General features: G+C 73.7%; 15 protein-coding genes and 1 pseudogene. 12 read left to right on the top strand and 4 right to left on the bottom strand.

Annotation, left to right across the window (positions count from 1 at the left end):
* The first annotated feature begins 95 nt into the window (after positions 1 to 95).
* The 8 genes from iolC (at position 96) to ACH4RG_RS15810 (ending at position 9,850) form a co-directional block, all read left to right on the top strand.
* On the top strand, positions 96 to 1,211 hold the full coding sequence (iolC, locus tag ACH4RG_RS15845) for a 5-dehydro-2-deoxygluconokinase (RefSeq protein ID WP_398539682.1): 1,116 nt from the start codon (positions 96 to 98) through the stop codon (positions 1,209 to 1,211).
* Positions 1,208 to 2,119, top strand: coding sequence for a deoxyribose-phosphate aldolase (locus ACH4RG_RS15840; RefSeq protein WP_397916926.1), 912 nt, complete (start codon positions 1,208 to 1,210; stop codon positions 2,117 to 2,119). The genes iolC and ACH4RG_RS15840 overlap by 4 nt, the downstream gene beginning before the upstream one ends.
* Positions 2,116 to 3,027 (top strand): 5-deoxy-glucuronate isomerase, encoded by a 912-nt coding sequence (iolB, locus tag ACH4RG_RS15835; protein WP_397916925.1) that lies wholly within the window; start codon positions 2,116 to 2,118, stop codon positions 3,025 to 3,027. Before ACH4RG_RS15840 ends, iolB begins: the two co-directional genes overlap by 4 nt.
* A gap of 59 nt (positions 3,028 to 3,086) precedes the next feature.
* A complete protein-coding gene (gene iolD, locus ACH4RG_RS15830; protein ID WP_398539681.1) occupies positions 3,087 to 5,054 on the top strand; it encodes a 3D-(3,5/4)-trihydroxycyclohexane-1,2-dione acylhydrolase (decyclizing) in 1,968 nt (655 codons plus the stop codon).
* A gap of 78 nt (positions 5,055 to 5,132) precedes the next feature.
* Positions 5,133 to 6,635, top strand: a complete 1,503-nt coding sequence (locus tag ACH4RG_RS15825; protein WP_397916923.1) for a CoA-acylating methylmalonate-semialdehyde dehydrogenase — start codon at positions 5,133 to 5,135, stop codon at positions 6,633 to 6,635.
* 162 nt (positions 6,636 to 6,797) lie between these two features.
* The gene (locus ACH4RG_RS15820) at positions 6,798 to 7,418 is read left to right on the top strand and encodes a DUF4291 domain-containing protein (RefSeq protein WP_398539680.1); all 621 of its coding nucleotides are present in this window, start codon (positions 6,798 to 6,800) and stop codon (positions 7,416 to 7,418) included.
* Positions 7,419 to 7,539: 121 nt separating this feature from the next.
* Complete coding sequence (locus ACH4RG_RS15815) at positions 7,540 to 9,012, top strand: sensor histidine kinase (protein ID WP_398539783.1); 1,473 nt, start codon at positions 7,540 to 7,542, stop codon at positions 9,010 to 9,012.
* Between the two features lie 7 nt (positions 9,013 to 9,019).
* The gene (locus tag ACH4RG_RS15810) at positions 9,020 to 9,850 is read left to right on the top strand and encodes a response regulator (protein ID WP_397928051.1); all 831 of its coding nucleotides are present in this window, start codon (positions 9,020 to 9,022) and stop codon (positions 9,848 to 9,850) included.
* Positions 9,851 to 9,892: 42 nt separating this feature from the next.
* Here the strand turns inward: ACH4RG_RS15810 and ACH4RG_RS15805 are convergent.
* Together ACH4RG_RS15805 and ACH4RG_RS15800 are read right to left on the bottom strand one after the other, a co-directional pair.
* Positions 9,893 to 10,528 (bottom strand): annotated as a pseudogene (locus ACH4RG_RS15805) (phosphatase PAP2 family protein); the annotation flags it as partial.
* A 118-nt stretch (positions 10,529 to 10,646) separates the two neighbouring features.
* On the bottom strand, positions 10,647 to 11,075 hold the full coding sequence (locus tag ACH4RG_RS15800; protein WP_397916921.1) for a GNAT family N-acetyltransferase: 429 nt from the start codon (positions 11,073 to 11,075) through the stop codon (positions 10,647 to 10,649).
* A gap of 143 nt (positions 11,076 to 11,218) precedes the next feature.
* On the opposite strand from ACH4RG_RS15800, the gene ACH4RG_RS15795 reads away from it, so the two are divergent.
* The 4 genes from ACH4RG_RS15795 (at position 11,219) to ACH4RG_RS15780 (ending at position 17,288) form a co-directional block, all read left to right on the top strand.
* Entirely contained in the window at positions 11,219 to 13,873 is a 2,655-nt protein-coding gene (locus ACH4RG_RS15795) for an alpha/beta fold hydrolase (RefSeq protein WP_398539679.1), read from the top strand.
* Positions 13,870 to 14,781, top strand: a complete 912-nt coding sequence (locus ACH4RG_RS15790; protein ID WP_398539678.1) for an ABC transporter permease — start codon at positions 13,870 to 13,872, stop codon at positions 14,779 to 14,781. The genes ACH4RG_RS15795 and ACH4RG_RS15790 overlap by 4 nt, the downstream gene beginning before the upstream one ends.
* A gap of 148 nt (positions 14,782 to 14,929) precedes the next feature.
* A complete protein-coding gene (locus ACH4RG_RS15785; RefSeq protein WP_397916918.1) occupies positions 14,930 to 16,603 on the top strand; it encodes a von Willebrand factor type A domain-containing protein in 1,674 nt (557 codons plus the stop codon).
* Positions 16,604 to 16,820: 217 nt separating this feature from the next.
* Positions 16,821 to 17,288, top strand: a complete 468-nt coding sequence (locus ACH4RG_RS15780; protein WP_398539677.1) for a DUF1772 domain-containing protein — start codon at positions 16,821 to 16,823, stop codon at positions 17,286 to 17,288.
* A 25-nt stretch (positions 17,289 to 17,313) separates the two neighbouring features.
* On the opposite strand, the gene ACH4RG_RS15775 is transcribed toward ACH4RG_RS15780, so the two are convergent.
* Positions 17,314 to 17,895, bottom strand: a complete 582-nt coding sequence (locus tag ACH4RG_RS15775) for a GNAT family N-acetyltransferase (RefSeq protein ID WP_398539676.1) — start codon at positions 17,893 to 17,895, stop codon at positions 17,314 to 17,316.
* Between the two features lie 190 nt (positions 17,896 to 18,085).
* Positions 18,086 to 18,961 (bottom strand): peptidoglycan-binding protein, encoded by an 876-nt coding sequence (locus ACH4RG_RS15770; RefSeq protein ID WP_397916915.1) that lies wholly within the window; start codon positions 18,959 to 18,961, stop codon positions 18,086 to 18,088.
* Between the last annotated feature and the right edge of the window lie 128 nt (positions 18,962 to 19,089).

Genomic DNA, 19,089 nt, shown 5'->3' with positions numbered 1-19,089 from the left:
GGTTCGTCCGAATGTCCGGACAAAATGTTGACACGGTTCCCGGGAGGGGGCTAGACCTGGGACCAGCCGGCCACCGGTGGGTCGAAGGGATGGGCATGCCTGAGCCGTACGACGTGATCACCATGGGGCGGATCGGGGTGGACCTCTACCCGCTGGAGGTCGGGGTGCCGCTCGCCCGGGTCGAGACGTTCGGCAAGTTCCTCGGCGGCTCCCCGACGAACGTCGCGGTGGCGGCGGCCCGGCTGGGGCGGCGGACGGCCGTGATCACCCGGACCGGACGGGACGCCTTCGGCGCCTATCTCCACCAGGAACTGGAACGGTTCGGGGTGGACGCCCGCTGGGCGACGGCCGTGGCGGAGTATCCGACCCCGGTCACCTTCTGCGAGATCTTCCCGCCGGACGACTTCCCGCTCTACTTCTACCGGCACCCCAAGGCCCCCGATCTGGAGATCCACGCGCCGGAGCTCGACCTGGACGCGGTGCGCGAGGCCCGGATCTTCTGGATGACCGGCACCGGACTCAGCGCCGAGCCCAGCCGCTCCGCCACCCTGGCCGCCCTCGCGGCGCGCGACGCCCGCCCGACCGACGCCCGCCCCGCCGGTGCGCCCCGTACGGCGACCGTCTTCGACCTCGACTGGCGGCCCATGTTCTGGGACGGCGGCGACGACAGCGCCGAGGCTTCCGCGCGGTACCGCGAAGCGCTGGCCCACGCCACGGTCGCCGTCGGCAACGTCGACGAGTGCCGGATCGCGACCGGCGAACGCGAACCGTACGCCGCGGCCCGGGCCCTGCTCGCGGCCGGGGTGGAGCTCGCCGTCGTCAAACAGGGCCCGAAGGGCGTGCTCGCCGTACACCGCGACGGCACCACCGCCGACTGCCCGCCCCTGCCGGTGGACGTGGTCAACGGACTCGGCGCGGGGGACGCGTTCGGGGGCGCTCTCTGCCACGGGCTGCTCGCCGGGTGGCCGCTGGACCGCCTCGTGCGGTACGCGAACGCGGCCGGCGCCATCGTCGCCTCCCGGCTCGCCTGCTCCTCCGCGATGCCCTTCCCGGACGAGGTCGAGGGGGCCCTCGCGGCCGGAGCCGTGACGGCCGGCCCGGGTGCTCCGGCGGGCTTCCCGGCCGATTCCCGGGCCGCAGATTCCCGGGCCGAGGATTCGCGGGCCGGAGATTCCCCGGGCGGAGATTCCCCGGGCGGAGCCGGCTCGTGACGTCTCTCGCTCCCTCCGTCGCCGAGCTCGTGCGGCTGCGCGCCGAGCGTCCCGAAGCCGTCGCCGAGGCCGCCGCGCGACGGAAACGGCGGCGGCTGATCCGGCACCCCGGCGACCGGCTGATGATCATCGCTGCGGACCACCCCGCGCGCGGCGCGCTCGCGGTGGGCGACCGGCCCCTGGCCATGGCCAACCGCTTCGAACTGCTGGAACGGCTCTGCCTCGCCCTCTCCCGCCCCGGCGTCGACGGAGTGCTGGCCTCCGCCGACGTCCTGGACGACCTCCTCCTGCTGGGAGCCCTGGAGGACAAGGTCGTGATGGGCTCGATGAACCGCGGCGGGCTGGCCGGCGCCGCGTTCGAGCTCGACGACCGGTTCACCGGCCACCGCCCCGACGACCTGGCCCGCCACGGGTTCGACGCGGGGAAGCTGCTGCTGCGCATCGACCACGACGACCCCGGTTCGCTGGACACCCTGCACACCGCCGCCCGGACCATCGACGCGATGGCGGCGCACCGGCTGCCCGTCTTCGTGGAGCCCTTCCTCTGCCGGCGCGTCGACGGCCGCCTCCGCAACGATCTCGGGGCCGCCGCCGTGGCGACCTCCATCGCCATCGCGTCGGGCCTCGCCGGGACGTCCGCGTACACCTGGCTGAAGGTCCCCGTCACCGACGACCCCGACGCCATGGCCCGGGCGATGGAGGCCTCCACGCTGCCCGCCGTCCTGCTCGGCGGCGAGGTCGGCGACGACCAGGACGCCGCGTACGGGAAATGGCGCGACGCGCTGCGGCTGCCCACCGTGCGGGGGCTGGTGGTGGGCCGCTCGTTGCTCTACCCGGCCGACGGGAACGTGACGGGTGCCGTCGACACCGCCGTATCGCTGCTCGGCACGGGTAGGGAAGAGCCATGACGAAGCATCACCCCCCTGAACGGGTTCACCGGTACCACCTGCCGGCCGGCAGCGTCGCGCGCGGGGCGTACGCCGTCGACATCGACCCCGAGCGGGCCGGCTGGGACCGCTCGGCCCTGCGGGTGCTGGAGCTGGAACCGGGAGAAGTTCACACGCTCGACACCGGCGGAAGTGAATGGATCGTCCTGCCGTTGGCCGGTGCATGTACGGTGCGTACGGCAGGCGAGACCTTTGAACTGCTGGGCCGGGAGAACGTGTTCAGCGGGGTCTCCGACTTCGCCTACGTACCGCGCGACTCCCACGCACAGATCGCCTCCGGCGCAGGTGGCCGCTTCGCCCTGGCAGGAGCGAAGTGCGAGCGACGACTCCCCGCTCGCTACGGCCCCGCGCCGGAGGTACCCGTCGAGCTGCGCGGCTCCGGGACCTGCTCGCGCCAGGTGAACAACTTCGCCGCCGCCGACACCTTCGACTGCGACCGGCTGATCGCCGTCGAGGTGCTCACCCCCGGCGGCAACTGGTCCTCGTACCCGCCCCACAAGCACGACGAGCACGTGCCGGGCGAGGAGTGCGCACTGGAGGAGATCTACTACTTCGAGGTCGCGGACGGCGGGATCGGCTACCACCGGGTCTCCCCGTCACGCGACGGCGGTACGGACGTCCTCGCGGAAGTGCGCGACGGCGACGCCGTCCTCATCCCCGACGGCTGGCACGGCCCGTCCATCGCCCCGCCCGGCCGGACGCTCTACTACCTGAACGTGATGGCCGGGCCGGGGGAGGAGCGCGCCTGGCTGATCCGCGACCACCCCGACCACCGTTGGATCCGCGACACCTGGCGGGACGAGCCGATCGACGCCAGACTCCCGCTGTACACGGCGCATCCGTCGCCCGGCCCGGAGGTAACGCCTTGAGCCCGACGAGTCCCGCGAGCCCGACGAGCCCGACGAGTCCAGCGAGCCCGGCGCGTCCCGTGCACCCCCACGGACCGACCCGCCGACTGACCACCGCTCAGGCCCTGGTCGCCTTCCTGGCCCGGCAGTACACCGAGCGCGACGGCCGGCGGCAGCGGCTCATCAGCGCCACCTGGGGCATCTTCGGGCACGGGAACGTCGCGGGCATCGGCCAGGCACTCGTCGAGGCGGGCGGCGGCGGAAGCGGCGACGGGAACGGCGGCGGCGAGAACGGCGACGGCGGGAACGGGGCCGCGCACCGCATGCCCTACCTCCAGGGCCGCAACGAACAGGCCATGGTGCACGCGGCCGTCGGATACGCCCGCCAGTCGGGGCGGCTCTCCGCGCACGCGGTGACCACGTCCATCGGACCGGGGGCCACCAACCTCGTCACCGGAGCCGCCCTCGCGACGATCAACCGCCTGCCCGTCCTCCTCCTCCCCGGCGACACCTTCGCGACCCGCCCCGCCGACCCCGTACTCCAGCAGCTGGAAGTGCCCTACGCCGGCGATGTCTCGGTCAACGACTGTCTGCGCCCCGTCTCGCGCTACTTCGACCGGATCACCCGGCCCGAGGCGCTGATCCCGGCCGCGTTGCAGGCGATGCGCGTCCTCGCCGACCCCGCCGAGACCGGGGCGGTCACGCTCGCGCTGCCGCAGGACGTGCAGGCGGAGGCGTACGACTGGCCGCAGGAGTTCTTCGCCGAGCGCGACTGGCATGTCCGCAGGCCCGCCCCCGACGCGCACGAACTGGAGACCGCGGTACGGGCGGTGCGCTCCGCCCGCCGCCCCCTGATCGTCGTCGGCGGCGGGGTCCGGCACAGCGCCGCCGAGGAGACGCTCGCCGCGTTCACCGCCGCGACCCGCATCCCGGTCGCCTCCACCCAGGCGGGCAAGGGCGCGCTCCGCCACGACCACCCGGCCGACGTCGGCGGCATCGGCCACACCGGCACCGCCACCGCCGACGAACTGGCCCGCACCGCCGACCTGGTGATCGGCGTCGGCACCCGCTTCTCCGACTTCACCACCGCCTCCGGCACGCTCTTCGCCGATCCGGCCGTCCGCTTCCTCCACCTCAACATCACCGGCTTCGACGCCCACAAGCTGGCCGCCCTCCCGCTGGTCGCCGACGCCCGCGCGGGCCTGGAGGCGCTCACGGCGGCGCTCGCCGGACGCGGCTACCGGGTCGATCCGGCGTACGAGACGGAGTACACCGGCGCGAAGGAAGCGTGGGAGGCACGGGTCGAGACATCCTTCGCCACCCCCGACCCCACCGCACGGCCCACCCAGGCCCAGGTCCTCGGCCTGCTGGACGCCCTGGTCACCGAGGACGACATCATCGTCAACGCCGCGGGCTCCCTCCCCGGCGACCTGCACAAGCTCTGGCGCACCCGCTCCCGCGACCAGTACCACGTCGAGTACGGCTACTCCTGCATGGGCTACGAGATCCCCGCCGCGATCGGCGTCCTGCTGGCCGACGGAGTCCGTACGCCGCGCCGCCCCGTCTGGGCGCTCGTCGGCGACGGCACGTACCTCATGAACCCCACCGAGGTCGTCACCGCCGTCCAGGAGAACCTGCCGCTGAAACTGCTCATCCTCCAGAACCACGGATACGCCTCCATCGGCGGCCTCTCCGAGTCGGTCGGCGCCGAAGGCTTCGGCACGGCCTACCGCCGCCGGGACGCCGACGGCGGCTTCACCGGCCCGCCGCTCCCCGTCGACCTGGCAGCCAACGCGGCCTCCCTCGGCCTGCACGTCCTGCGCGCCACCACCGTCGACGACCTGCGCGAAGCACTCTCCGAGGCCCGTGACGCGGAGGCCCCCACTTGTGTCTACGTCGAGACCGAAACGCCCGACACAGTGTCGGGCCCCCCTCCGGCACAGGCGTGGTGGGATGTTCCGGTAGCCGAGACCGCGAGCCGCCCGGCGGCGGTCAAGGCCCGGGAGGAGTACGACCGGCAGGTCGCCGCCCGACGCCGCCATCTGTGAAGCCCGCCTGAACCAGCTCGAACCGGCGCGAAGCCACTCGCACCTGCCCGAGCGGCCAGAAGCCTGAAGGAGTACGTCATGACGAAGACCGTCAACCACTGGATCGGCGGCAGGACAGTGGAGGGCACGTCGGGCCAGTACGGTCCCGTCACGGACCCCTCCACCGGCGCCGTCACCACACAGGTCGCGCTCGCCTCCGTGGAGGAGGTCGACGCGGCCGTGGCGGCGGCGAAGGCCGCGTACGCGACGTGGGGCACCTCCTCGCTCGCCCAGCGCACCACCGTCCTCTTCCGCTACCGCGCGCTGCTCGACGCCCACCGCGACGACATCGCCGCGCTGATCACCGCCGAGCACGGAAAGGTGCACTCGGACGCGCTGGGCGAGGTCGCCCGCGGTCTGGAGATCGTCGAGCTGGCGTGCGGGATCACCACCCAGCTCAAGGGCGAGCTGTCCACCCAGGTGTCCAACCGGGTCGACGTCTCCTCCATCCGCCAGTCGCTGGGCGTCGTCGCGGGCATCACGCCGTTCAACTTCCCGGCCATGGTGCCGATGTGGATGTTCCCGCTGGCCATCGCCTGCGGCAACACGTTCGTGCTGAAGCCCAGCGAGAAGGACCCCTCGGCCGCCAACCTGCTGGCCGAGCTGGCCTCGGAGGCCGGCCTCCCGGACGGCGTCCTCAACGTCCTGCACGGCGACAAGGTCGCCGTCGACGGCCTGCTGAACCACCCCGACGTGGCTGCCGTCTCCTTCGTCGGCTCCACCCCCATCGCCCGCCACATCCACGCCACCGCCTCCGCCAACGGCAAGCGCGTCCAGGCGCTGGGCGGCGCGAAGAACCACATGCTCGTCCTCCCGGACGCCGATCTGGACGCGGCCGCCGACGCGGCGGTCTCGGCGGCGTACGGCTCCGCGGGCGAGCGCTGCATGGCGATCTCCGCCGTCGTCGCGGTCGGCGCGATCGGCGACGAACTGGTCGCGAAGATCCGTGAGCGCGCCGAGAAGATCACGATCGGCCCCGGCAACGACCCCGCCTCCGAGATGGGCCCCCTGATCACCGCCGCCCACCGCGACAAGGTCGCCTCCTACGTCACGGGCGCCGCCGCCCAGGGCGCGGAGGTCGTCCTGGACGGCACCGGGCACACGGTCGAGGGCTTCGAGGACGGCCACTGGATCGGCCTCTCCCTCCTGGACAAGGTCTCCACCGACTCCGACGCGTACAAGGACGAGATCTTCGGCCCGGTGCTGTGCGTGCTCCGCGTGGACACGTACGAGGACGGCGTCGCCCTCATGAACGCCTCCCCGTTCGGCAACGGCACCGCGATCTTCACCCGCGACGGCGGCGCGGCCCGTCGCTTCCAGCTGGAGGTCGAGGCCGGCATGGTCGGCGTGAACGTCCCGATCCCGGTCCCCGTGGGCTACCACTCCTTCGGCGGCTGGAAGGACTCGCTCTTCGGCGACCACCACATCTACGGCAACGACGGCGTGCACTTCTACACGCGCGGCAAGGTCGTCACCACCCGCTGGCCCGACCCGGCCGACGCCCCCGCCGGCGTCGACCTCGGCTTCCCGCGCAACCACTGAGGGCCGCCCCCGCCGTTCTCACCGGTCCCCGCCCGCACCCCGGTGCCGGCGGGGGCCGGTGCGTCGGCGGGGTGTGTCGGCGGGGACCGGTGTGTCGGCGGGACCGCACCGCCCGGCGAAAAGCGGATGCCGGGCACCGCCCCGCCCGGCATCCTGTGACCCATGAACGCCCCGGCCCTCCCGCCCCGTTACGAGATCCGCGCCCGGCAGACAGCCGCCACCGTCACCGTCTACCAGGCGTACCGCCCCGCCATCGGGCTGCCCGCCGCACGCGACGGGCGGTTCCCCGAGGCCTGGAAGCGGGACCGGATGACCTGGATCAAGCCCAGCTTCCTGTGGATGATGTACCGCTGCGGCTGGGGCACGAAGGAGGGGCAGGAGGTCGTCCTGGCCGTCGAGATCGACCGTGACGGCCTGGAATGGGCCCTCGCCCACGCCGAACTCTCCCACTACGTACGCGATGTGCACGCCGACGCCGCGTCCTGGAAGCGGAGCCTGCGCACCGCCCCCGCCCGGGTCCAGTGGGACCCCGAACGCGACCTCGACCTGAACCCGCTCCCGTACCGCTCCCTCCAGCTCGGGCTGAGCGGTGAGGCCGCCCGGCGGTACGCGGACGAGTGGACCGTGTCCGTCCGCGACGTCACCCCGCTCGCGCGCGAGGTACACGCGGCGGTCCGGGCGGGGGAGCGCGAGAGGGCTGCGGCCCTGCTGCCCGTGGAGACACCGCTCGACCTCGCCGCGCCCCGGCCGGTACGGGGCGCTTCCCCGGTGCCGGAGATGTGACTTTCGACAGTGCCGGAAGGCTCCCGGTCTCCGTAGCCTCTCCTTCGTGAACAGCTTCTTCCCCAGGAACAGGACCGCTCGTGGGCCCGGCCCCAGGTGGGCGGACCCGGGTGGCCTGCTGGTGCCCGCCGCGGCGGCCTTCGGCGCGCTGAGTCTGGTCGGCTGGTGGTGGGGCCTGCCGACCGCGATCGCCGCGTTCGTCGCGGGGCGGGGTCCCGGGCGCGGCCGCACCGTCGTCCTTGTCCTGGCCGGGACGCTCGTGGCCGGGGCGGTGGCGGTGGCGGTGGCGCCGTCCCTGCTCGCTCTCGGGACGCAGTTCGTGGCGGTGGTCGTCCTCGCCGTGCTGGTGCCCTGGTTCGTGGGGCGGTTCTCACGTCAGTACCGGGAGCTGGTCCGGGCCGGCTGGGAGAGGGCCGAACAGCTGGAGCGGGAGAAGCAGCTGGTCGCCGAGCAGGCGAGGCTGCTGGAGCGGGCCCGGATCGCCCGGGACATGCATGACGTGCTGGGCCACGACCTCAGCCTGATCGCCCTGTCCGCCGGGGCCCTGAAACTGTCGCCCGGCCTGGACGAGCGGCACCGGCGGGCCGCCCAGGACATCCGGGGCAGGGCCGGCGCGGCGGTGGAGCGGCTCGGTGAGGTGATCGGCGTCCTCCGCGAGGAGAGCGAGGGCCCGCCGGACGGGCCGCAGGACTCCGACATCGCCCGGCTCGTCGGCGACGCGGCCGCCTCGGGGCTCGACGTCGAACTGACGGTGGCCGGAGAGGCGTCGGCGGGTCTTCCGCCCGCCGTCGAACGCGCCGCGCACCGGGTCGTGCAGGAGGGCCTGACCAACGCGGCCAAGCACGCGCCGGGCCGGTCCGTGAGCGTCGAGCTCTCGCGCACGGCGACCGAGACCCGGGTGGTGGTCCGCGACGGAGATCCGGCGACACCGCCCGGGGCCCCGGGCGAACCGCCGGCCGGGCACGGGGGCCGAGAACGTGCCGGGTACGGGGAGCGCGGACGCGCCGGGTACGGGGAACGTGGACCGGCTGGGCACGGAAGCGGGGCGCTCCCCGGGCGTGGGGGGCGAGGCCTCATCGGGCTGGACGAGCGCGTCCGGCTCGTCGGCGGCACCCTCGACCACGGCCCCCGCGACGGCGGCTTCACCGTCGAAGCCCGGCTGCCCCACCACGCCCCCGCCCACCCCGCGCCCCGGCCCGCCGCCGGCGGGGTGAGCCCCGGGCCGGCCGGATACCGGCGGGCGCGGCGGCGGGTCCGCCGCACCCTGCTCACCGCGCTGTCGGTGCCGCTGGCAGCGGGCGCGGTGCTGCTCGCCGGGGTGGGGATGTGGGAGACGGTGGCCGCGTCCCGGTCCGTGCTCGACCCGCGCGACTACGCCCGGCTGCGGGTGGGGCAGGATCGGGCCGACATACGGAAGGCGCTGCCGGACCGGCAGTCGGTGGAGCGGCCGGCGGGCGCCGGGCCGGAGGAACGAGGTGCGACGTGCGAGTTCTACGCGATGACGGCCGACCGCTTCGACGACCGGTCCGGAGACGCGTACCGGCTCTGCTTCCGGGACGGCAGGCTGGTCTCCCGCGACGCGCTGACACCGTGAGCGCCCGATGAGCCGCCCGGACGCGGCCCGGGCGGCGGACACCAACCCGGCGGACGCGACCGGGGCGGCGGCCGCGTCTCCGGCGGACATGGCCCCCGCGCACCCGGCCCGGGCGGCGGACACGGCCCCGGCCCCGGCCCCGGCCGGGACGATCCGGGTCCTCGTCGCCGACGACGAGCCCATGATCCGGGCCGGCGTGCGCGCCGTCCTCGCCACCGACCCGGGCATCGAGGTCGTCGCCGAGGCGGCCGACGGGGCCGAGGCGGTGGAGCTGGCCCGGGCGCACCGCCCGCACGTGGCCGTCCTCGACGTACGGATGCCGGGGACCAACGGGATCGACGCCGCGGCCGAGATCCGCCGCACCCTGCCCGCCACCGGTGTCGTCATGCTGACCACGTTCGGCGAGGACGACTACATCCTGCGGGCGCTGGGCTGTGGGGCCGCCGGATTCCTGATCAAGTCCGGCGAGCCCGAGGAACTCGTCGCCGGGGTGCGGGCCGTGGCCGAAGGCGCCGCCTATCTGTCACCGAAGGTCGCCGCCCGCGTGGTGGCGCACCTCGCGTCCACCGAGGCCGGGGCCCTGGCCGGCCGGCGGGACGCGGCCCGGAAGCGGGTCGCCGGGCTGACGCCCAGAGAGCGCGAAGTGCTGTCGCACCTCGGCGGCGGGCTGTCCAACGGGCAGATCGCCCGGCGGCTGCACCTGGTCGAAGGCACGGTCAAGGCGCACGTCAGTTCCGTCCTGGCCCGCCTCGGCGTCGACAACCGGGCCGCGGCCGCCGTCGTCGCCCACGAGGCCGGGATCCCGCCCCCACCCCCACCACCGTCGGAGCAGCGCTGAGACGAGCAGCTCGGCCGGACGGCCCAGCACGAGGAGCACCGAGGCGACGACCGCCCCGCCGAGCAGGACGCCGGCGATCACGTCGTGCGGGTAGTGGACCCCCACCAGGACCCTCAGCAGTGCCGCCGCCACGGCCAACGGCAGCGTCACGGAGGCGAGTCGGGGCCGCCGCACCGCCAGCCCGACCGCGAGGGCGGCGGCCAGGGTGGCGTGGTTGCTCGGGAACGACCAGTCGCCCGGCTCGGGGCACGCGGCGACCGCCCGGGCGCCGTCCAGCGCCCGGCACGGACGCTCCTCGTCGACGATCAGCTTCAGCGCCTCGCTGACGGCGTACGCCACGACGGTCCCGGCGCCGATGAGTACGGCCCCCGCCACCGCGCCCGTGTCCCTCCGGCGCACCGCCGGCCGGCAGACCGCGAGCAGCAGCAGGCCGAGAACGATCAGCGTGGCCTCGGAGGAAAGCTCCAGGAGGTGCCCCAGCCACCCCGGACCGTCCCCGACCGCTCCCGTCAGCGACCGGTAGAGGGATACCGAAGCCCCCTCCGTGACCTCGGTCGGCCCGGGCCGCCCCAGGCCCCCGGGCGACAGCGTCCCGATCACGGCGGCCGCCGTCGCGAGCAGCGCGGCCGCCCCGAACAGCCGCGCGGGCCAGTGGTGTTGATGTGTGTGCTTAGCCATACGGCGAACGTACGGAGCCACGGCGTCCCGGCGCGGGGGCCGAACGGCAGGAGCGGCCCCCGACGAAGGTCGGGGTTGACGCCCGGGAGCGCCCCGGCCGCATCCCGTACGAGGTGCCCTACGCGTGTGCGGCACCGTCCCCGAACTCCCACGTCAGCATCGTGAAGCCGCCGTCGTCCCCCGCCCCCGCCGACCGGTACGTCGCGAGCGCCGCCTCGTTGCCCCCCTCCACGCCGACCCACACGTCGTAGCACCCCCGCTCCCGGGCGATGTCCACGAGCGCCAGCGTCAGGGCCCTGCCGATGCCCCGGCGTCGGAACGGGTCGTCGACGGCGAGTTCGTACAGGCACATCTCCGTGCCCTTGTCCGGGTGGAGCATCTCGATGCCCGTGACGAAGCCGGCCGGGACGCCGTCCACGTACGCGATCAGCAGCACATGGCCGTCCGCCGCGAGGAAGCGGGCGGCCCACTCCTCGCGGGGCGGTGCGTCGTAGAGGTGGCCCGCGGCCAGGAGTTCCCTGACGGTCGTAGCGCGCCGAATGTCCATCATGGCCTCCCGGGGCGAGGGGTCGTGCAGGCATTCTGTACCGCGTCCGGAGTACGGCGGGTGCGCACGTACCTCTCAGGGAGGCCGCCCGCCTCCCCCCGGTGGCACGCAACCGGCTCGCATCCTCCGTTTAGGGTCGGGGGATGGAGACCTCTACTGCCCGATGGCGGCGCCTGCTGCCCCGTACACCTGGCCGGTGGGCGGCGGTCGGCGCCGCGCTCGCCGTGCTCGTGGGCGGCGGCACCTGGACCGCCGTCGCCGACGACGGCACGCCCGCCGTGCAGCGCGAGGACCGGACGCTGCGCATGGACGGGGTGCCGATCGACACCTCGTACTTCCACGCCGAAGGCTCCGGCAAGCGGCCCGCCGTGCTCATCGGACACGGCTTCGGCGGCAGCAAGAACGACGTACGGGCCCAGGCCGAGAAGCTGGCCGCCGACGGGTACGCCGTGCTGACCTGGTCGGCGCGCGGCTTCGGCGAGTCCGGCGGGGAGATCTCCCTCAACGACCCGGACCACGAGGTCAGGGACGTCTCGCGGCTCATCGACTGGCTCGCGGAACGGCCCGAGGTGGAGCTCGACAAGAAGGGCGACCCCCGGGTCGGGCTCACCGGCGCCTCCTACGGCGGGGCCGTCTCCCTGCTCGCCGCCGGTCACGACGAGCGGGTCGACGCCATCGCGCCCGTGATCACCTACTGGAACCTCGCCGACGCCCTCTTCCCCGACGGGGTCTTCAAGAAGCTCTGGGCCGGGATCTTCGTCACCACCGGCGGCGGCTGCGAGAAGTTCGAGAAGCGGCTCTGCGAGATGTACGAGCGCGTCGCCGTCAGCGGCAAGCCCGACGCCGAGGCGATCGACCTCCTCACCGAGCGTTCGCCGTCCGCCGTCGCCGACCGCATCGAGGTCCCCTCGCTCCTCCTCCAGGGGCAGTCCGACTCCCTCTTCCCGCTCGGTCAGGCCGACGCCATGCAGAAGGCCATCAGCGCCAACGGCGCCCCCGTCTCCGTCGACTGGATCGCGGGCGGGCACGACGGCGGCGACAACGAGACCGGGCGGGTCCAGGGCCGGGTCGGCTCCTGGTTCGACCGCTATCTCAAGGAGGACACCGGCGCCGGCACCGGGCCCGCCTTCCGCGTCACCCGCACCGGAGGCGTCGACTCCACCGACGGCGCCGCCCTCCTTCGCGGCGCGAGCGGCGACACCTACCCGGGGCTGCGCGGCGGCGGCCGGGACATCGCGCTCGACGGCGGGACGAAGACCTTCCGCAACCCGGCCGGCGCCGCACCGCCCGCCATCTCCGCCGTGCCCGGCGTCGGCGGCGGACTCGCCCGGCTCTCCTCCCTCGGCGTCGGGCTCTCGCTCGACTTCCCCGGACAGTTCGCCCGCTTCGAGTCCGCCCCGCTGGACACCTCCCTACGCGTCACCGGCACGCCCACCGTGAAGGTGAACGTGAGGGCCGACGGCGGCCGGGACGCGGTGCTCTTCGGCAAGGTGTACGACGTGTCGCCGGACGGCAGGCAGCAGGTGCTGCCCCACCAACTCGTCGCCCCCTACCGGATCACCCCCGGCCAGCAGGGCAAGCCGGTCGAGCTGGCGCTGCCCGCCGTGGACCACGAGTTCGACGCCGGACACCGGCTGCGGCTGGTGTTCTCCGCGACCGACCTCGGCTACGCGTCCCCGGCCGAGCCCGCCACGTACACCGTCACCGCCGACGGACCGCTGACCATCCCCACCGCGCCCGCCGTGAAGACCGCGGCGGCCACGCTCCCGTGGTGGACCTGGGGCCTCCCGGCCGCCGCCCTCGTCATCGCGGCCGGTCTGCTGCTCACCGCCCGCCGCCGGACCGCAACGCCCGCCCCGGACCCCGTGCTCACCGACGTACCGCTCCAGATCACCGGTCTCTCCAAGAAGTACGCCAAGTCCGTCGACCGGTACGCCGTGCGCCGGCTGTCGTTCCGCGTCGAGAAGGGCCAGGTCCTCGGGCTGCTGGGGCCCAACGGCGCGGGCAAGACGACCACCCTGCGCATGCTCATGGGGCTCATCACCCCCGACGAGGGCGAGATCCGCGTCTTCGGGCAGGCCATCCGGCCGGGCGCGCCGGTGCTGTCCCGGGTCGGGGCGTTCGTGGAGGGGGCCGGGTTCCTGCCCCACCTCTCCGGGCGCGCCAACCTCGACCTGTACTGGCAGGCCACCGGCCGCCCCGCCGAGGACGCGCACATCGAGGAGGCCCTGGAGATCGCGGGACTCGGCGACGCGCTCGCCCGTGCCGTACGGACGTACTCCCAGGGCATGCGGCAGCGGCTCGCCATCGCCCAGGCCATGCTCGGCATGCCGGACCTGCTGATCCTGGACGAGCCGACCAACGGGCTCGACCCGCCGCAGATCCGCGAGATGCGGGACGTGATGATCCGGTACGCGGCCGGCGGCCGGACCGTCATCGTCTCCAGCCACCTCCTCTCCGAGGTCGAACAGTCCTGCACGCACCTGGTCGTCATGGACCGGGGCCGGCTCGTCCAGGCCGGTCCGGTCGCCGAGATCACCGGTTCCGGCGACATGATCCTGGTGACCACGGCGGACGAGGTGTCCGAGCCGCTGGCGGAGAAGGTCGCCGCCCTGCCCGGCATCGGCTCCGCCGTCCGCACCGACGACGGGCGCGGACTCCTCGTCCGCCTCGACGGGGCCACCACCTCCCGGCTCGTCGCCGATCTCGTCCGGCTCGACGTCCCGGTCACCGGCGTCGGACCGCACCGCCGCCTGGAGGACGCCTTCCTCACTCTCATCTCCGGAGGAGCAGCATGAGCGCCCCCGTCCACCCCTCCGAGGCCCGGGTGGAGACCGAACACCCGGAGGCTCCCGGCTACCGCGCCGGGCGCACCCTTCCCCTCCGCGTCGAGGCCATGCGGCAGTTGCGCAGACGGCGCACCCTGCTGATGGGGGGCATCCTCGCTGCCCTCCCCTTCATCCTCATCATCGCCTTCGCGATCGGCGGCACACCGGACGGCGAGGACGGCGGCGGCGGGGGTGGCGGCGGCGGCCGGATCAACCTGATGGACGTGGCGACCGAGTCCGCCGCCAACTTCGCCGCCACCTCCCTGTTCGTCTCGGCCGGGTTCCTGCTGGTGGTGCCGGTGGCCCTGTTCTGCGGGGACACCGTCGCCTCCGAGGCGAGCTGGTCCTCGCTGCGCTATCTGCTCGCCGCTCCCGTGCCGCGCGTCCGGCTGCTCTGGTCCAAGCTCGTCGTCGCCCTCGGCTTCAGCCTGGCCGCGATGGTGCTGCTGCCGCTCGTCGCCCTGGTGGCGGGCACGGCGGCCTACGGATGGGGGCCGCTGAAACTACCCACCGGGGGAGCGCTGTCCGCCGGGGACGCGGTGCCCCGTCTCGCGATCGTCGTGGCGTTCATCTTCGTCTCCCAACTGGTCACCGCGGGCCTGGCGTTCTGGCTGTCCACGAAGACGGACGCCCCGCTGGGCGCGGTCGGCGGCGCGGTGGGCCTCACCATCGTCGGCAATGTGCTCGACGCGGTCACCGCGCTCGGCTCCTGGCGCGACTTCCTGCCCGCGCACTGGCAGTTCGCCTGGGCCGACGCCCTCCAGCCGCAGTTGGAGTGGGGCGGCATGATCAAGGGCACGGCCGTCTCGGTGACCTATGCCCTGATTCTGTTCGCGCTGGCCTTCCGCGGGTTCAGTCGTAAGGACATCGTGTCCTGAACCTGATGTTCCGCCGGTTTCCTGCCGCTTTCTGTCCGCTGTTGCCGCATCGAGATGGTTCCGCAACGCTTTCGTCGACTCCGGTCGGCGACCCCGTACGTCACATTCACAGATGTCGAGGACATCGTGACGACGTGGGGGGTTACACATGCACCAGGCAGGCCGACGGCACGAGAAGCGAACGGAAGGCGGGGCAGGGGGCCGGGCGGGAGCCGTGGCGCTCCTTCTGGCGGGCGCCATGGCCCTCACCGCCTGCGGCAGCGGCGACAGCGCCTCGGGCGACCGGCGCGCCGTGAGTTCGGATACCCGCGAGGGCCAGGGGTCGACCGGCGGCGGGCAGCCGGCGCCCGACGGGGCGGCGCCCGAGAAGGGCCGGTCGGGCGCACCGGCGGGCGAGGCCGGGGACGTGGCCAGGCTGGATGTCCAGCCGCCCGACTACCTCTCCACCTTCGCCCTGGACGTGGACACCGCCAGCTACGGCTACGCGCGCCGCACCCTCGGCGACGGCAGGCTGCCCTCTCCCGAGGAGGTGCGCCCCGAGGAGTTCGTCAACAGCTTCCGCCAGGGGTACGAACGGCCGAAGGGCCCCGGTTTCTCGGTGAACGTCGACGGGGCACGCATCGGCTCCGGGGAGGGCGGGGGCGGTGGAACCGGAGCCTCCGACTGGTCGCTGCTCCGCGTCGGCCTGGCTACCGAGGCCGCCCCGTCGACCGCTGAACGGCCACCCGCGGCCCTCACGTTCGTCGTCGACATCTCGGGGTCCATGGCCGAGACCGGCCGCCTGGACCTGGTCAGGAAGTCGCTGACCCTCCTCACCGACGAACTGCGCGACGACGACTCCCTCTCCCTGGTCACCTTCAGCGACGAGGCCGAGACCAGGCTGCCGATGACCCGGATCAAGGACAACCGGAACCGGATCAAGGACGTGGTGGGGGAGATGCGGCCGGACCAGTCCACCAACGTCGAGGCGGGTATCACCCGCGGCTACGAGGAGTCGGTCGAGGGCCACCGCAAGGGCGCCACCAACCGGGTCGTGCTCCTCTCCGACGCGCTGGCCAACACGGGCGACACGGAGGCCGACGGGATCCTGGAGAAGATCGACTCCAACCGCCGGGAGTACGGCATCACCCTCTTCGGCGTCGGCGTCGGCAGCGACTACGGCGACGCGTTCATGGAGCGGCTCACCAACAAGGGCGACGGGAACACCACGTACGTCGGTGACGAGGCGCAGGCCCGCAAGGTCTTCGTCGACCAGCTGCCCGCCCACCTGGAGATCCGGGCCCGCGACGCCAAGGCCCAGGTGGCGTTCGACCGGAAGACCGTGAAGAGTTTTCGGCTGATCGGCTACGAGAACCGCAAGGTCGCCGACGAGGACTTCCGCGACGACAGCGTCGACGGCGGCGAGGTGGGCCCCGGCCACACGGTGACCGCTCTGTACGCCGTACGGCTGCGCGAGGGCGCGTCCGGCACCGTGGCCAAGGCCACCGTGCGCTGGCTCGACCCCAAGACCCGCGAGGCCCAGGAGGAGACCGGGACCGCGACGACCGGGGCGATCGACGGCTCCCTGTGGGGCGGTGGAGGTGACCGGCTCCAAGTAGCGGCGGTGGCAGCCTACTTCGCCGATCACCTGCGGAACGGCGACCTGCCCGGCGCACCGGGGCTCGGTGAACTGGCCTCGCGGGCCGCCGGGCTGGCGGAGACGACCGAGGACAGCTCCGTCACGAAGCTGGCCAAGGCCATCGGACAGGCGGACCGGATCGAGCGGGGATCCGGAACGGACGACGAGCCGGAATCGGGCGAGGGTGAGGGCGAGATCGGCTGAGGCGGAGCGGCCGGAGGCCGAGGGGCCGAGGGGCGAGGGGGGAGGAGACCGGGCCGGCCGAGCGGGACCTGGGTCCTGGGCGGCCGGCGCGGCCGGTGCGGTCAGCGCGGCCCGAGACCGGCTCGGCCCGCCCGGCCCGGGGCCACGGTGCGGCCGAGGCCGAAGCTCTTCGCACGGTCATTCGAAAAGTGGGTCCGGTGAAACGCCGTTCCGGGTCATGATGTCCGCCATGACCTCCCTCTTCCTCGTGCTCGCCACGATCGTCAACGGCCTCTACGCGGGCTTCATGCTGACCTTCCTGATCGCGATCATGCCCGGCCTCGCCGACCTGACGGACGAGCAGTTCACGACGGCCATGCGCCGCTTCAACGAGAAGGTCCCCGGCCCGGTCTTCCTGGTCCTGTTCCTCGGCGTCGTCGCGCTGCCCGCCGCCGCGTTCTTCACCGGCCTGGGCGAGCACGGCGAGGCGGCGGGGCCCGCCATCCTGGGGGCGCTGATCTGCGTGGTCGCCGGTCACCTGGTGACCGTGGTCGGGAACATTCCGCTCAACAACGCCCTCGCCGCCTCCGAGGGCGGCGACGACCGTGCGGCCCGCGTGGCCTTCGAATCCCGCTGGAACACCCTCCACCAGGTGCGCACCGCGTTCGCGCTGGTGGCGTGCGTCCTGCTGGCCGTCGCGCTGTAGCTCAGGGCCTCCTCGTACGCGGGGGTCACCGGTCTCCCGCCTCGGCCTCCGCCTCCGCCCGCTGCGGGTGGCGGGGGCCGAGCAGCACCACGAGAGCGGCCGCGCCGGGCACGGGCGCGGCGACCCGCTGCCAGCCGACCCGCTCGTACAGGCGCAGCGCCGCCTCGGCCCGCACGGAGGTCAGCAGCCAGCAACGGCCGTGCGGGGCGGGCCCCGTCACCGCGTGCAGCAGCGCCGCGCCGATCCCCGTACCGTGCGCCTCCGGGGCCACCGCCAGCTCGTTCACCTCCAGCGCACCGCAGAGCCACGCCCGTGTCCGCCCGGGCCCGAGCGCCTCGGCGACCGGCCCGTAGCTGCGCTCGGCGGGAAAGACCTCCGGGGTGATCCAGGCGGTGGCGAAACCCACTGGCGTCCCCCCGTCCGTCGCCACCGCCGCCGTGAAACCGGGCCGGAGCGCGTCCCGTGCGAGCCGCTCCGCATAACCGTCGGCCTGCGCCGGATCCTCGTTCCAGGGCGGGGCCGCGAACGCCCGCGCGTAGACATCGCGGATCCCGTCGGCGTACCGGTCCAGCTCCCCGGCCGCCACCGTTCGCACCTCGGCCGTCATCGCACCGCTCCTCGGCTCTCGTCGGCGATCCATCGGCGGATCACCGGGGCTCGATCGCCGGAGCGAGCAAACCCGACCACCTGCCTGATCTTCCCCTCTTCCTCTCTTCCTCTTCCCCTCGTCCCCCTCATCCGCATGGTCCGGCTCCTTCGCCTCCGGCGGCGAGAGGGAGGAGCCGGACGCGTCAAGGTCACACGTTGGGTACCTTGAGCCGGTCCCAACTGCTCTTGCCGGGAATGCCGTCGGCGTCGCCGCCCGTGTAACCCAGCTTGCGCTGCCAGGCGGCGTACGACTTCCGGTCGGCCTCGGACCAGGCCGGGCCGGGACCCACCGTGTACCGGCCGCAGCCCTCGGAGACCAGACGCTTGCCCATCGCCGTGATGACCGCGCTGTTGCGGCCGACCTTGAAGAACGCGGCCCCGGGGAACGGCTCGTACCTCGGCTTCGGCGGCGGATCGGAGGGCCCGTCAGGGGAACCGCCCAGCCGCTTGGCGATCCGCGAGCGCATCGAGTTCATGGTGAACCCGCGCGGATCGACCTTGCCCGGCTGCCACTCCAGGTGCCCGATCACCGACCGCTGCGACCAGCCGTGCGCCCGGCAGACGGCGGCGGCGGCCCGCTCGATCGCCAGCAGCTGGGCCGCCGGCCAGGGGTCCTTGCCGTCACCGAGGTTGACGCATTCGAAGCCGTAGAAATGCCGGTTGCCGTCGGTGTTGGCCTCGTTGTCCGGGGGCAGTGCCTTCTCCGCGATGACGGCGCGCAGGACGTCGTCGTCGCCGAGCCCGGCGTGGTTGGCCCGGCCGTTCCCCACGAGGTGGACGGACCCGTCCTTGGCGATGACCCCGTGGCAGAGCGGGCCGGGCAGGGCGGAGTGGCCGTTGTAGCAGAGTTCGACCGAGGAGGCGGTGCCCGAGGTGACGGTGTGATGGATCATCACGCCGTGCGTCGGCCCCCAGGGTCCCTTGTGATTCCGGTTGTTGGTACGCCAGCTCCGGTGTTCGACGACGTGGAGACCTTCGTCGCGGAGGGCTTTGAGCAGCCTGGCTGCAGACAGCGGCGTCGCCATCGCGGCGCTCCTTTCCCTGATGGTGCGTAGTTCACGCGGGCGCTTCGGTGGGGTCGGCGGGACCGGCGGGCGGGCGGCGGCGCGGAGCCGCGTCTGCCCGCCGGGTGACGGGACGGTCGGGAGCGCCC

Origin of the sequence: Streptomyces sp. NPDC021019 (genome assembly GCF_044333295.1) — a bacterium.
Classification (GTDB): Bacteria; Actinomycetota; Actinomycetes; order Streptomycetales; family Streptomycetaceae; genus Streptomyces.
Note: the sequence above shows the minus strand (reverse complement) of the source record. Positions and strands in the feature narration are given on the sequence as shown.